The sequence below is a fragment of the Microcystis sp. LE19-41.2A genome (genome assembly GCF_027530405.1).
GTDB lineage: Bacteria > Cyanobacteriota > Cyanobacteriia > Cyanobacteriales > Microcystaceae > Microcystis > Microcystis aeruginosa.
This window is the reverse complement of record NZ_JAPZQJ010000157.1, coordinates 1-14,882: the sequence shown is the minus strand read 5'-3', so window position 1 is coordinate 14,882 and position 14,882 is coordinate 1. Positions and strand designations below refer to the sequence as shown.

Below are 14,882 nucleotides of genomic sequence, written 5' to 3'. Positions count from 1 at the left end.
GAAGTGGGGAGATGGGGGAGTGGGGGAGCAGGGGAGTGGGGGAGTGGGGGAGTGGGGGAATTATGAATTATGAATTATGACTGATAACTGATAACTGATAACTGATAACTGATAACTGATAACTGATAACTGATAACTGACTCCCGACTCCCGACGGTTCAAGTCTAATTAACTGGATAAAGTGCGACGTTTCATGACCATTTCGTAGGCTTCGATAATGTCGCCTTCTTTCCAGTCATTGAATTTAGAAACACCGACACCGCACTCGAAACCGGTAGCTACTTCCCGGGCATCTTCCTTCATCCGTTTGAGGGAATCGAGAACTCCCTGATAAACAATTTCCTTGCCGCGACGCACGCGCAGGAAGCGGTTCCGCACCAGTTTACCAGATTGGACATAACAGCCCGCCACAGCCCCACGACCGACGGTGAAGACGGCGCGCACTTCGGCGAAACCGAGGTGTTCTTCCACTTCTTCGGGGTCGAGAAGACCTTCCATCGCCCCTTGAATATCATCGAGAAGCTTGTAGATGATATTGTAATCGCGGATATCGACCCCTTCCCGATCGGCGGATGCGCGCGCACCACTGGCAAGGGTGGTATTAAAGCCCACCACCACCGCACCACTAGCGGCGGCCAGATCCACATCGGTTTCGGTGATTTCCCCCGGAGAGGCGAGGAGAACGCGAATCTGCACTTCGTTTTGGGGTAACTGTTTGAGCGCACCGAGGATGGCCTCGACGGAACCTTGCACATCTGCCTTGAGGATGAGATTAAGTTCCTTGAGTTGTCCTTCTTGAGCTTGGATAGAGAGGGTGCTAAGGCTAACGCGACGAGAAGAGAGGGCCTGTTGTAAACGGGTGTTGCGTCGTTCGATCGCCCGTTGATCAGCGATTGATCGGGCCTCTTTCTCACTTTCATAGACATCGAATTCATCGCCGGCGGCCGGCACATCACTGAGACCGAGGATTTCCACGGCGAAGGAGGGGGTAGCCGCTTCGACTTTTTGACCGCGATCATCGATCATGGCCCGAATTTTGCCGAAAACGGAACCGGCGACGATGCTATCACCGACCCGGAGAGTGCCATTCTGGACGAGCAGGGTAGCCACGGGGCCTTTGGTGCGATCGAGGTTAGCTTCGATGACGGTTCCCTTCGCCAAGCGGTCGGGGTTAGCGACCAATTCCTCCACTTCTGCCACCAAGAGGATCATTTCCAGCAGATTATCGAGATTTTCACCCCGCAGGGCGCTAACGGGAACCATGATCGTCTCACCGCCCCAATCTTCGGCCACCAGTCCCTGTTCGGTCAATTCCTGTTTAATCCGGTCGGGGTTAGCTGAAGGTTTATCGACTTTGTTAATCGCCACCACGATGGGGACTTCGGCAGCCCTGGCGTGACTGATTGCCTCTTTCGTTTGGGGTTGTACGCCGTCATCGGCGGCTACCACCAGCACGGCTATATCGGTGACTCTCGCCCCGCGGGCGCGCATAGCGGTAAAAGCTTCGTGGCCGGGGGTATCCAAAAAGACAATCTGTTCCGGTTTGCCGTTATGTTCCACATCGACGTGGTAAGCACCGATGTGCTGGGTGATGCCGCCTGCTTCCCCCTGGGCGACTTTGGTTTTGCGGATCGAGTCGAGGAGGGTGGTTTTACCGTGGTCAACGTGACCCATAATGGTGACGACGGGGGGACGACGCTGGAGACTTTCCCAGTCGGAGACATCGATCATTTCCGTGGTTTTGATCGCCGCCGACTGGGTGCTGGGGGTTTCCACGGCGATCTCGAAGTCCCTGGCGATCATTTCGATCGTGTCCACGTCGAGAGTTTGGGTGATATTAACCGCCATCCCTTTAAAAAATAGGGTTCTGATGATCTCAGTTTCGGGGACTTTCATCAATTCCGAGAGGTCGCGCACGGTGAGACTGCCGGTGACAACGATGCTTTCCGGGCGTTTTTCCTCTTGGGGTTCTTGGCGCTCGCTTTTCGGGCTGCCGGTGTGGGCGGTTGGTTTACTGGGCCGCTTAACTTTGACTGCTGTTGGGGTGCCGGGGGGGGCAGCTTTAGCGGTGGGCGGTTTGGGGGGACGAGCGGTGGAGAGGGTAAAACTGGGGGTATTAATTAACCCGGACAGTTCCGATTCTAGATCATCGTCATCTTCAAAGAGCGCTTGGGTGCGGCGTTTGTTTTTGCCGGCAGTTTTGGCGGTTTTGGCCGCTTTTTTTTCTTCCTCTTCTTCTTCTTCCCAGGTAGATTTTTTGGCCATGCGAGGGGGCATGGTGGGTCGTTTGAGTTTTTTGGGCCCGTCTGCTCCGAGCAATCCGGTATCTGTATCGATTTCTGTGCCATCAACACCAGATTTCTTGGTGGTATCGGTTTCCTCCTCGCTGGTAGCCGAGATTTTAGCGGGTAACCCGGGGCGAACCGGGCGCTTCAACTCCACTGTCTCCCGCACTTCTCTAGCTGGTTCCGCCAGTTTCGGGCTTTTTCCGTCGGGTTTGCGGTTGAGGGTCGGTTTTTCTGGTTTAGCCAAGCCTACCCTACGCTCAGGACTAGGGGCGTTTTCGCTCTCGCCGCGCTCGCGTTTTTCTCCCCGGGGCCTGTCGTTACTGCCAGGAGCATTTTTAGATCGGGGTTCTGGCCGTCCCGAGGCAGTTTCAGGGCGTGGTTTCGGGGTGAGGGAAGGTCGATTAGGTGGGGCGATTAAGGTGGGGGCTGCTTCTGGCACTAGCGGGGTTTCGGTCGGGGTTTCTTTAACACTGGGGCTATGAGATAGCATCTCTGCTGCAGTGGGGGGAGTTTTTTCGGCCGCCTCGTCGCGCCCTGGGGGAGCAACGAGGGGTTTAACCGGGGGACGGGGGGGACTGATTAAAGTCGGTTTGGCCGAGGAACCGGCTTGACCGGGATAGCTTTCCCCTTCTTCGCCGGTTTCGGGGCGGTTGTGTTTATGCAGGGCTAAAATCTTTTGTTTTTTTTCTTCGGCAGGACTAGCCGATTCTCGCTGACCCGTGCTATTTTTACTGGTACTCGAGGCCAATCCCTTCGCAGCGATTGCTTTGATGCGTTGGGCATCCTCTTCGCTGATCGTGCTACTGTGGCTCTTGTACTCGATGTTCAACTGGTCACAGATGTCCAAAATGTCTTTGTTGTCTAGATTCAATTCTTTTGATAAATCGTAAATTCTGACTTTCGTGTTACTCATCCATTATCCCCCGGCTAAAGTGTTAGTGATCCTATAAGTTGGCTGATTTTTTGATCCTCTCAGGACTGCCCCCTTTCCATGCTAACGATTTTGTGGCTATGATCGTCAATTTTAATCCTGATTTGAACGACCTTGCTTGGCAGTCCCGAGGCGCTCTTGCAAGGATTCATAGAGCGTTTCGGGAATATTGGCTTTTAGGGCCCGTCCGAGACGATTTTTTTGCCGGGCTAATTGCAGGCAATTAGGTTGCGGACAGATATAGGCAGCCCTTCCCATTCCTTGATCTAATTGTATCTGTCCGGACGGGTGTAGTCGGACAATTCGCCAAAAGGATTCTTTCGGGGCGAAGAGACGGCAGCTAATACAGCGTCGATAATTGACGAAGGGGTTCATTCTTGGTCTAAATCCTGCGCTTCTGGGTCGGTTTCATCGGTTTTTACCTCTTGTTCGCCTTTATAGAGGACTATATCCTTAATATCGATTTTCCAGCCCGTCAGACGGGCGGCTAGACGCACGTTCTGCCCTTCTTTGCCAATCGCTAAACTTAATTGATCCTGTGCCACCAGTACCAATGCTTGTCTTTCTTCGGCATTAGTGAACAAAACTTGGTCGATACGGGCGGGACTAAGGGCATTGGCGATGTAGGTGGCGGGATCTGGAGACCAGCGAATCACGTCGATTTTTTCCCCCCGCAATTCGTTAACCACGGCTTGAATCCTGGAACCTCTAGCCCCAATACAAGCCCCAACCGGATCCACGTCTCTCTCTAAGGTATCGACGGCGATTTTTGTCCGCGAACCAACGTGACGGGAGGGGGGATTGGCTTCCCGGGCGACGGCGACAATACGCACGATTTCCTCCTCGATTTCGGGAACTTCGTTGGCGAACAAATATACTACCAAACCCGCCGCCGCTCTGGAAACGATTAATTGCGGGCCGCGGTGAGAACCTTCCAGGACTTTTTTGAGCAGAACTTTAAAGGTGGCGTTAGCGCGATAGTTATCGTTGGGTAGCTGTTCCCGTTTGGGTAGTTCTGCTTCCACTTCCGGTTGACCGTAGGTGCTTTGTACCATGACAATAGCGGCCTGTCTTTCAAAACGGACGACCCGGGCCTGTAAAACCGTTCCTTCCAGATCTTGGAACTCCTCTTGAATCATTTTGCGTTGGTTATCCCGCAGTTTTTGCAGTAAAACCTGTTTAGTTTGAATTGCCGCCATGCGACCAAATTCTCTTTGGTCGGGGGTGACATCAAGAACTACTTCATCCCCTAATTGGGCCTCATCGGCCACTTCTTGCACTTCTTTGAGACCGATGTGATGGTCGGGATTAGTCACTTCTTCGACAATAGTTTTAGTCGAAAGGATGCGAAACCCTTCTTCTTCTACGTCTAATTCCACATCAAAGTTATTGAAATAATCTTCATGAAATTGAGCGGCTTTTTCTAAACTTTGGGCGCGTCGATAACGTTCATACCCCTTGAGAAGTGCTTCACGCAAGGCTTCCTGTACGGCATTTTTGGGCAGATTATGTCGTTGGCTAATTTCTTCGAGCATTATTTTTAAACCAGGCAAATTAACAGTAGCCATAATTATTTTTTCTCCTTACTTTTGAGTGATTAGTTTTTTAGCCATTAGCCTTGTATCAGTTATCAGTTATCAGTTATCAGATGTAAGTTATCAGTTATCAGATGTAAGTTTTAAGTTAATCAGTTAGTTATTTATTTAGGTTCTTCGTTACTTGGTATGGTTCGATAGGGGGGCATAAATCGACTAAATCCTTATCTGGTAAGAGACTTAATTGATTAGTTCGCTCTAGATAAAAAACAATTGACAAAAATCGCTAAATGCCTTTCTATATAAGGGTTACATCCCTTATAACCCCCGTCTATTGCATAACACCAACCGAAGAGCCTTTATTTATCTTCATCTTTATCCCTGATTACTGATTACTGATTACTGATTACTGATTACTGATTACTGATTACTGATTACTGATCACTGATTACTGATTACTGATTACTGATTACTGCGCTGCTCATCTAAACGGACGCTGATGACGGTAGTGCGATCGATGGTCAGGGAGCGACCTTTTTGGTTAAGATAAATAGATTGCTCATCTCTACCTTGCAGTTTTCCGCGCCATTCTTGCGGTTTTCCTTGGCTATCCTGGCCGGTAACGATGACGGGAAAACCTTTAAAAGACTGAAATTCGCGCTCACTGCTCAGTTGTCGAGAAATACCGGGGCTAGATATTTCTAAAACGTAGGCCCCGGGTAAGATTTCTTGACTGTCGAGGGCGGTTTCTAAGGCCCGACTCATCTGCTCACAGTCCTCTAAACCGGTATCTCCCGCAAGATTGCGAATATCGACGCGCAGGACGGGAGGCCTTTTATTGGTTTGGAAAACGATATCGACCACTTCTAGCCCCAAGTTTTCAGCGATAGGGATGGCTAGGTGCAGCAGGTCGGGGATGAGCGGATGGGTCATAATTTGGACAACAAAAAAAGCGGGCGAAACCCACTTCCCTAAACTGTTAGTGATTGGGATAGGCAGTTGTTAGACTACCTAGCTAAATACAATATAGCAAAAAACCGTCATCACTATTTGCCCCCGGGGTCGTGCCTGGGGGAAAACAGAACAGTGGTCACGATCGAGTCGATCTGTCACAATGAATACAGGGTAACTAGATATAGAGTCAATTATGGATCAAAAATCTCCACTCACCGTAGTTAGAGCCAAGTCAGCTAAGAATCGTGGTCGTCGGCCAGTATGGAAAGGGATTGTCACCACTTGGATGATTCTGCAAACCTTTGGCCATGTCACTCCTGCTTGGAGTCAAAAAAACCAAAATACCCTCACCTACGGTGAATTGTTAGAGAAGATCGACCAAGGAAAGGTAAAAAAGGTCGAAATCAATCCTTCTTTGCAGCAGGCAGCAGTTACCCTCGTCGGTCAAACGGACAAGGATCCCCCGAAAGAAGTCAATTTATTTGACCAAAATCCCGAATTAATCAAGAAACTCGATGCTGAAAAAATTGAGTACGGCATTCTCCCCAGCACTGACAATTCGGCCTTGATCAATGTTCTCACTAACCTGTTAGTGATTATTCTCGTCTTGGGATTATTGGTGTTTATTATCCGTCGTTCTGCCAATGCTTCCGGTCAAGCGATGAACTTCGGTAAATCAAGGGCGCGGTTTCAGATGGAGGCGAAAACCGACACACAATTTAATGATGTCGCGGGTGTGGATGAGGCCAAGGAAGATTTACAGGAAGTGGTGACATTCCTCAAACAACCGGAAAAATTTACGGCTATTGGCGCAAAAATCCCCAAAGGAGTCCTGTTAATCGGGCCACCGGGGACGGGGAAAACTTTACTGGCTAAAGCGATCGCAGGAGAGGCGGGAGTGCCTTTTTTCAGCATCTCCGGGTCGGAATTTGTGGAGATGTTTGTCGGGGTTGGTGCGTCGCGAGTGCGAGATCTATTCCGAAAAGCCCAGGAAAATGCCCCTTGTTTGGTTTTTATCGATGAAATTGATGCCGTTGGTCGTCAACGAGGGGTCGGTTATGGGGGAGGTAATGATGAACGGGAGCAAACCCTGAACCAATTATTGACGGAAATGGACGGTTTTGAGGGAAATACCGGCATTATCGTCATTGCCGCCACCAACCGCCCCGATGTTTTGGATTCGGCCCTGCTGCGTCCGGGTCGTTTCGATCGACAGGTAGTGGTGGATTATCCAGATTTTAAGGGACGTTTGGGCATTTTGGAGGTCCATTCTCGCGATAAAAAGGTGGCTGCTGATGTGGCTCTGGAGGCGATCGCCCGTCGCACCCCCGGTTTTACCGGGGCAGATTTGGCTAATATGCTCAACGAAGCGGCGATTTTTACCGCTAGAAGACGGAAAGAGGCGATTACCATGGCGGAAGTCAACGATGCGATCGATCGGATTGTGGCCGGTATGGAAGGGCGCGCTTTAGTGGATAGTAAAGCCAAGCGTTTGATCGCCTATCACGAAGTTGGCCATGCGATTGTCGGTACTCTCTGTCCCGGCCACGATCAGGTGGAAAAAGTCACCCTGATTCCCCGGGGTCAAGCGCAGGGGTTAACTTGGTTCACTCCCGATGAAGAACAGGGTTTAACCAGTCGTTCCCAGTTATTAGCCCGAATTGCGGGATTATTAGGGGGACGAGTGGCGGAGGAATGTGTCTTCGGTGAGGATGAAGTGACCACCGGGGCCGGTAATGATATTGAAAAAATTACCTATCTGGCCCGACAGATGGTAACGCGTCTGGGAATGTCGGAATTGGGATTGATTGCTCTAGAGGAGGAGGGCAATTCCTATCTCGGTGGTGCTGCTGCTGGTTATCATGCCGACCATTCTTTCGCGATGATGGCGAAAATTGATGCACAAGTACGGGAACTTGTCAAGCAATGCCACGATTTAGCAACAAAACTTATCCTTGACAATCGTGTGGCGATTGATCGCTTGGTGGATATACTGATTGAACAGGAAACCATTGACGGCGACGAATTCCGGCGTTTATTGACGGAATTTCAGCAACAAGCGGATCGGTCAATGGTGACTACGGTTTAATTTGCCCTTCGTCTCCTCGCTTCGATTAAGTGGTTAGGAGACGATTTCAGCAGACAATCTGCTAATCAGTCGGACAAAGCCAGAATTAACGACTAACGTTGTGAGCAGGAATTTTATTAATGGAATGGCCGTTATGATTGCCTTTGGTGGAGGCAATAATATTAGCTTCTAAAGCTGAAGTCATCTCGGCCAACATTTCTAGATTAAAACGATAGCCGACGTTGCGGACGGTTTGAATTAAATTAGGTTGCCTGGGATCGGTTTCGATTTTTTTCCTCAGAGAGAGAACATGAGTATCAATTGTCCGGGGATTATCAATTTCCTCGGGCCAAGCGCGACGCAGTAAATCAGCCCTTGATAGGGGTGTTCCCTCCGCTTGGGCTAAAACGTAGAGTAGGCTAAATTCTTGGGGCGTTAATTCGATATACTCCCCGCGAAATTGTACCCGTCGTTGGGCTAAATCTATTTTTAATTGCCCATAATCCAAGTGTAGGGGAGCAGCCCTACTGCCTAAACGACGAGTTAACACTTCTACCCTAGCCATAAATTCTTGCATTCCAAAGGGCTTTTTCAGGTAGTCGTCGGCCCCGGCTTTTAAACCATTGACCACGTCTTTTTCGCTATTGCGGGCCGAGAGAATCAGTATTAAAGACTGTTTTTGTTGATAAAGCCAACGGCAGAGTTCGATTCCATCCCCGTCCGGCAAGTCGGAATCGATAATTGCTAAGGTTGGTTGACGATGAAGGAAAGCTTGACGCGCACTTTGCAGGGTTGCCGATTGGTTAACCAAATAACCGGCCTGTTGCAGATGCCAAGCTAATAGCGATCGCAAGTGCGGGTTGCCCTCAACAATAGAAATATGGATCGATACCACTTGAGTTTCTGCCCCATTACTGCACAGATTGACACATTGTCAGGGTATCAGAATTAATGTCAAGATGTTGTAACAATCGTAACATTCGTCAGGAGTCAGGAGTCAGGAGTCAGGAGTCAGGAGTCAGGAGATTATTTTTATACTAAATCTGGTTATTAAAAACTGATTATTTAGGGTTTGCCGAAAAAATCTAAAAACCTTGTTGGGTAAAACTTTTAGACTTTTTGGAAACCAAAAAGTACCAGATCTGGGAGTGATCGGGGGGAAAATTCCTGGACTTTTTCCCTGAAAATTAGGTAATTGACCCCCTCAAAATCGCTAAAACCCTACACCCTACACCCTACACCCTACACCCTGCCCCCAGGAAAAGCTTTTTGCCGCAAACTCTACTTATGCACAAAAAAACTCGTTTACTTTTCGGTAAACGAGTTTACTTTCCATGATATGATCAATAGTCCTTTGAGTTATTTAGCAACTGCTACCGGTGCTTTGACGGGCTGGGGCTGGGGCTGCAGGTCGCGCAAACTTGGGAAGAGGAAGTGGTTTTCCTCCACATATTGCGCTCCAAACAGTCCTTTTTCAGCCCAGAAATAGCGATCGGTTGTATGCTCGTTACGCTTAACAATCAATAAAGCTGGTGGGCTAATGCCTATAGCTTGAATATACTTACGCGCCGCAGTTACGGGTTTATCTTCGCCACTTTCAATACTATACTGGGGTATAAGTTCAAGTATCTTACGTCCTTCTTGACGACGGCGACTTTTACGTTTCCGTTTTCTGGCCAACCCAATTACCTCCTGTTTTGGCTAATCGTTGTAATGATAGTTACAAAAGCCGTAGCAATTATATCCGTTCTAGACCAAGAAATCAAGTGTCTCTCACAAACCCAATTACAGACAAGTTTGACTAGAAGCTAGACTGAGACTAGGTTTAAGTTTTTGTTACAAAAACACACCCACAAATATCGATACAAAACTTATTATTCTTAAACTTTTTTTAATATATACCTTGATCCACCCCGAAAATAGTGACCAAACCCTTGTCCTAATTGCTTTTTGCTGGTTGCCCTCGACTCAAGAGGAGGGTCATTCTCCCCTATGTAAACTGGGAAACAAAACTCGCAACCCTAGCTGTATCTAGGTTTTCTGATTTTTTACTTTTTACTTTCTTGGTATGCCCTTCTCCTCCCCCTCCCGGACTCCCCTGAGTGATGATTTTATTGCCCTCTGTCAGACACAGATGGAACTTTTGCGAGAGCAAATGGAAACGGACAGAAGTGCGGTTTATTTAACTGAACCTTTATCGAGTAATTTAATTCCAGTCGTTGTTTATCCGCCTTTTAATCCCCCTTCTCCCCAAAAAAAGCGGCTTTCCTTACAACCAGAGCAACCAGCAGCCGACTTGTTAACTGCGGTTAAGTTAGAAGATTTATCCCACCTCTGGGGTAATCAGGAGAGCGTCAGCGGTCATCGCTTGTTTTTACCCTTAATGTATGAAGAGGGCATGATCGGATTATTGGTGACAACCCGAGAAAAACGACCTTGGCAAAGTTGGGAATTAACCCAGATGGAAAAAATCACCCAAACCCTCGCTTTGGCCTGTGTACTCGATCGCCAATTGGGAGAAGAACGTTATTATCGACAATGGCAACGACAGCGCCTCGATACCTTTCTCCATCAAATCCGCAATCCCCTCACCGCTTTAAAAACCTTTGGTAAACTTCTACTCAAAAGGCTTTTAGCCGAAGAGGGTAACGATCCCGCCATTACTGGTATGCTGAGAGAAAGCGATCGAGTTCGCGACTTAATTGCCGAATTTGAGGGACAAATTCAGCAAGAAAGCGAAAATTACCCCACCGTCGATATTCCTCTCCTGCAAGCGCAATCTTCCCCCACCGCCTTTCTCTTACCTGCTGGCAGCGGCCAACTAACTCCGATCGATCTCCATGATCTTCTCGATCCGCTGCTCCTTTCGGCCCAGGCCGTAGCCAAAGAGAGAAATCTCAGTCTAGAAACGATTCACGGGGAAGACATACCACTTATTTGCGCCAATATCCCCGGTTTGCGGGAAGTATTCAGCAATTTAATTGATAATGCCCTCAAATATACTCCTGCTGGCGGAAAAGTCACCGTCGAGGTGCAGAATGTTAAGAATAGTGTAGAAATTGTTTTTAAAGACACGGGTTATGGTATCCCGACGAGCGATCAAGAAAGAATTTTTCAACGTCACTACCGGGGAGTGCAAGCAGGGGGAGATATACCGGGTACAGGATTAGGTTTAGCGATCGCCAAAGAATTAATTACCAGCATGGGGGGGACGATCGAATTTATCAGTCCCAATCCCGAGCCAACAAGTTCCCCCTACCCCGGCACGGTTTTTCGGGTTAGTATGCCGGTTATAGCCGAGGATAAAGAAGGCAGGGGGCGGTCGGCAGGGGGCGGTCGGCCATTTTTGTAACGGGGATTTATGCCCCGCTCCCAAAACTTTTCGCCTTAAGGCGAGGTTTTCGAGCCAATTTTTCGGTAAATTATGCCTATTTTCTCCCTCAGGAGATTCCTGGGGCGATCGGTTAAAATATATGGAAAATATCAGTGTCAATGGTAACTTGGCCGTGAACCAGAGAATTAAGTAAATTATGCCAACTATCGAACAATTAGAACCCGCCGATAAGGCCGATGTGGTAGTATATATGCCCTACTATGCCAAGGACAAACATAGTATCCTGCCCTATGCGATCGCTTTGTATCAAGCCGGATCTTTAGAAGGTCGTCGTCGCATAGAAAACAGTCAAGGGATTCCCTTTGTGGCATCTTGGTATGTATCAAAATTGCCCTCGGAATTGACCCGTTGTCGTTTACAATTTGAAGGACAGGCCGACCTAAGCTATGAGATGACGATTATTAACGCCGAGTTGATCGAATATCTCATCGATGCGATTAAAACCTTTAAGCAGCTAGGTTCAGCCGACTTTTCCCAGGGATTTTATCGGAAACTGCTGCGATTTGAAGGATAAAAGTCGGGATTTTACGGGTTAAAAAGGAGCAAATCGTGGCGAAATCAGCCAAATCTATACTCATCTCTTCCCTGGAACCCCTCAGTGGTAAATCGGGAACTATCGTCGGTTTAGCGCATCTCTTGCGGCAAAAAGGACTAGAGATAAGTTACGGCAAACCAGTGGGCAATTGTCCGGGCTACGTCGATGGGCAATTGGTCGATGAGGATGTAGAATTTATTCGGCAATTATTAGAATTATCCCCCGAACAGCTGCGCTTGCCCCTGATCTATACAGATGTGGATTCCGTTGCTAAACGTCTGCAAGGTGCAGATAAACAGGACTACGGCAATATTCTTGCTGGTTATCTCGATCGGATTAACAGTGATATTACCCTCCTCGAAGGGCCGGGGACTCTCTGGGAAGGCAGTATTTTTCAGCTATCGATGGGGGAAATGGCCAAAATTCTCCAGACTCCGATCCTATTGGTGGCCCGCTATAGTTCTCCCCTGATTGCCGATAGTCTGCTGAAAGCGCAACGGGAATTAAATAATCAGCTGCTGGGGGTAGTGATTAGCGATATTCCCACCGATGATTGGGAGGAAGTACAATCCCTCCTGAAACCCTATCTCGCGGGCCAAGGCGTGGAAGTTTTAGGACTGTTACCCGCTAGTAAACTGCTGCGTAGTATTAGTGTTCGGGAAATTGTCCATCTTTTGGGGGCCAAAGTATTATGTCGGCCCGATCGTTTGGATTGGATGGTAGAAAGTTTAGCGATCGGGGCGATGAATGTCAACGCCGCTTTAGAATATTTTCGCAAGGGGGAAAATATGGCCGTGATTACGGGTGGCGATCGCACAGACCTCCAGTTAGCTGCCCTAGAAACTTCCACCACCTGTTTAATCTTAACCGGTTCCATCTCTCCAGATCCCCTGATTTTGGGACGGGCCGAGGATTTAGAAGTACCGATTCTCTCGGTAAATTTAGATACTCTCAGTACCGTGGAAATCGTCGATCAGGCCTTCGGGAAGATTCGCTTACAGGAACAGGTAAAAGTCGCTGGTATTCGAGAATTAATGGAGGAATATTTCCAGATCGATCGCCTGTTAGAAAAGTTAACAACAGAGGGGTAATTTCTCCCCGGCTGCCGAGAATTTCATTGGAAATCCCTTCATGAGTCTATCATCCTCCCCTGTGTCCCCTCCGGTCAAAGAAAATGACTGGAGATTATTATTAAGATTACTTCCCTACGCAAAAAAGCAAAAAGCCCTGCTATTCTGGTCATTAATACTTCTTTTTCCCCTATCTCTCACAGGGGCGATACAACCCTTAATTATCGGTCAAGCGGTCTCCCTTTTGCAAAAGGAACAAACTTGGGATTTTTTGGCTCGAATGCCCTTAACAGCAGCCATTAATACCCTAATTATTATCCTCTCGGCTTCGATTATTTTACGACTGATTTTAGGGACAATGCAAGGTTATCTAGTGCAGAAAGTCGGTCAGTCAATTACTGCTAATGTCCGGGAAGATTTATTTACCCATGTCACCTCCCTTTCCTCCAGTTTTTTTGATCGCTCTCCCGTGGGACGTTTAGTCACTCGTTTAACCAGCGATGTGGAAGCATTAGGAGAAGTTTTTGCTAGTGGGGCGATCGGAGTTGTCAGCGATTTGGTCAATATTTTAGTTATTATCATCACCATGTTTACCCTGCAATGGCAATTAGCTCTATTGTTGGTGTTGATGTTATTTCCCGTCACTGCTTTAATTATCTTTTTTCAAAAACAATACCGCAGCGCTAACTATCAAGTACGCGAGGAATTATCAAAACTTAATGCCCAATTACAGGAAAATATAGTCGGAGTTAATATTGTTCAATTATTTCGCCGCGAACGCTTTAATGCTGAAATGTTTCGCGCTATCAATACTCACTATCGTCAATCCCTAGATAAAACAATTTTTTATGATTCGGCTGTCTCAGCTACTTTGGAATGGATCGGATTAATTGCCGTGGGAGGAGTATTATGGTTAGGCGGGATTTTTATTCTCCAGAAAACCATTGATTTTGGGGTTTTATCTGCTTTTATTTTATTCTCCCAACGTCTCTTTAATCCCCTGCGTCAGTTTGCCGAAAAATTTACCATGTTTCAATCGGGTTTTACTGCTATTGAACGCATTGGGGAATTAATCAGTATTCCCATTGAAATCAAAGATTCTAACAATTATAAAGAGATTTCCTTCCTAGAAAAACGGCAGACTGGCGAGATTATTTTTGAAAATGTTTGGTTTGGTTATAAACCCGATGAATATATTATCAAAGGTCTCAATTTTACCATTAATCCAGGGGAAAAAGTCGCTTTAGTCGGTCCCACCGGTGCGGGAAAAAGTTCGATTATTCGTCTTCTCTGTCGTCTTTATGAACCGAGTAAGGGCAGAATTCTAGTGGATGGTATCGATATCCGTTATCTTCCCCAAGCGGAATTAAGACGTTATATCGGTGTCATTCTCCAAGAAACTTTTCTCTTTGCCGGAGATGTTACTCGCAATATTACTTTAGGGGAAAATTATGATTTTGAGCAAGTGAAGGCAGCAGCTAAATTAACTAATATCGATCACTTTATCGAGGAGTTACCCGATGGTTATCATACCCTTTTACGGGAACGAGGCGCAAATTTATCGGGAGGACAAAAACAATTACTCGCTTTTGCGAGAGTCGCTATTCGTAACCCCGAAATTTTAGTTTTAGATGAAGCTACCGCTAGTTTAGACGTGGGGACAGAAGTATTAATTCAAGAAGCTTTAGAACAGATTTTAGTCAATCGTACTGCTATTATTATCGCCCATCGTCTCTCCACTATTCGCGATGTCGATCGAATTCTTGTCCTTAAACGCGGGGAATTAGTCGAATCGGGAACCCATGAAGATTTATTAACCGAAGACGGCCTCTACGCTAGTTTATATAAACTGCAAATGTTAGGCACAGATAGTTAACAGGAGTCAGGAGTCAGGAGTCAGGATTCAGGAGACAGGAGACAGGAGATTATTTTTATTTATACTTCCCACACCCCACACCCCACACCCTACTTCCCCACACCCCACACCCCACAACCCACAAACCAAAAGCCCCAACCACCACCCCCAAAAACCCCACCCCAAAAACCACCAAACACCAAACCACAGAACACCAAAAAAACCAACCAAAAAACAAAAAACAAAAAAAAA

The 14,882-nt window shown here is 47.4% G+C and carries 11 protein-coding genes; 5 read left to right on the top strand and 6 right to left on the bottom strand.

Features of this window, described 5'->3' with window-relative positions:
• Positions 1 to 168: 168 nt before the first annotated feature.
• The 4 genes from infB to rimP form a co-directional block, all read right to left on the bottom strand.
• Positions 169 to 3,201, bottom strand: a complete 3,033-nt coding sequence (gene infB / locus O9290_RS06615) for a translation initiation factor IF-2 (protein WP_012264842.1) — start codon at positions 3,199 to 3,201, stop codon at positions 169 to 171.
• 111 nt (positions 3,202 to 3,312) lie between these two features.
• Positions 3,313 to 3,594, bottom strand: coding sequence for a YlxR family protein (locus O9290_RS06610; RefSeq protein ID WP_002768359.1), 282 nt, complete (start codon positions 3,592 to 3,594; stop codon positions 3,313 to 3,315).
• Entirely contained in the window at positions 3,591 to 4,787 is a 1,197-nt protein-coding gene (gene nusA / locus O9290_RS06605; protein ID WP_004159547.1) for a transcription termination factor NusA, read from the bottom strand. Before nusA ends, O9290_RS06610 begins: the two co-directional genes overlap by 4 nt.
• Before the next feature lie 429 nt (positions 4,788 to 5,216).
• The gene (rimP, locus tag O9290_RS06600) at positions 5,217 to 5,687 is read right to left on the bottom strand and encodes a ribosome maturation factor RimP (protein ID WP_288025779.1); all 471 of its coding nucleotides are present in this window, start codon (positions 5,685 to 5,687) and stop codon (positions 5,217 to 5,219) included.
• Between the two features lie 214 nt (positions 5,688 to 5,901).
• On the opposite strand from rimP, the gene ftsH reads away from it, so the two are divergent.
• The gene (gene ftsH, locus O9290_RS06595) at positions 5,902 to 7,797 is read left to right on the top strand and encodes an ATP-dependent zinc metalloprotease FtsH (RefSeq protein ID WP_288057896.1); all 1,896 of its coding nucleotides are present in this window, start codon (positions 5,902 to 5,904) and stop codon (positions 7,795 to 7,797) included.
• Positions 7,798 to 7,882: 85 nt separating this feature from the next.
• On the opposite strand, the gene O9290_RS06590 is transcribed toward ftsH, so the two are convergent.
• Both O9290_RS06590 and O9290_RS06585 read right to left on the bottom strand, forming a co-directional pair.
• Positions 7,883 to 8,671: a response regulator transcription factor gene (locus O9290_RS06590; RefSeq protein WP_004159539.1), complete on the bottom strand. Its 789-nt coding sequence runs from the start codon at positions 8,669 to 8,671 to the stop codon at positions 7,883 to 7,885.
• Between the two features lie 464 nt (positions 8,672 to 9,135).
• Positions 9,136 to 9,456 (bottom strand): DUF3155 domain-containing protein, encoded by a 321-nt coding sequence (locus O9290_RS06585; RefSeq protein ID WP_002798554.1) that lies wholly within the window; start codon positions 9,454 to 9,456, stop codon positions 9,136 to 9,138.
• A 388-nt stretch (positions 9,457 to 9,844) separates the two neighbouring features.
• Here O9290_RS06585 and O9290_RS06580 point away from each other — a divergent pair, with 388 nt between their 5' ends.
• The 4 genes from O9290_RS06580 (at position 9,845) to O9290_RS06565 (ending at position 14,651) form a co-directional block, all read left to right on the top strand.
• Positions 9,845 to 11,128, top strand: coding sequence for a GAF domain-containing sensor histidine kinase (locus O9290_RS06580; protein WP_288057894.1), 1,284 nt, complete (start codon positions 9,845 to 9,847; stop codon positions 11,126 to 11,128).
• A gap of 178 nt (positions 11,129 to 11,306) precedes the next feature.
• Entirely contained in the window at positions 11,307 to 11,684 is a 378-nt protein-coding gene (gene ebsA, locus O9290_RS06575) for a type IV pilus biogenesis protein EbsA (RefSeq protein ID WP_002789392.1), read from the top strand.
• Positions 11,685 to 11,719: 35 nt separating this feature from the next.
• On the top strand, positions 11,720 to 12,796 hold the full coding sequence (locus tag O9290_RS06570; RefSeq protein ID WP_004159525.1) for a phosphotransacetylase family protein: 1,077 nt from the start codon (positions 11,720 to 11,722) through the stop codon (positions 12,794 to 12,796).
• Between the two features lie 40 nt (positions 12,797 to 12,836).
• Positions 12,837 to 14,651 (top strand): ABC transporter ATP-binding protein, encoded by a 1,815-nt coding sequence (locus tag O9290_RS06565; RefSeq protein ID WP_288057135.1) that lies wholly within the window; start codon positions 12,837 to 12,839, stop codon positions 14,649 to 14,651.
• Positions 14,652 to 14,882 lie beyond the last annotated feature (231 nt).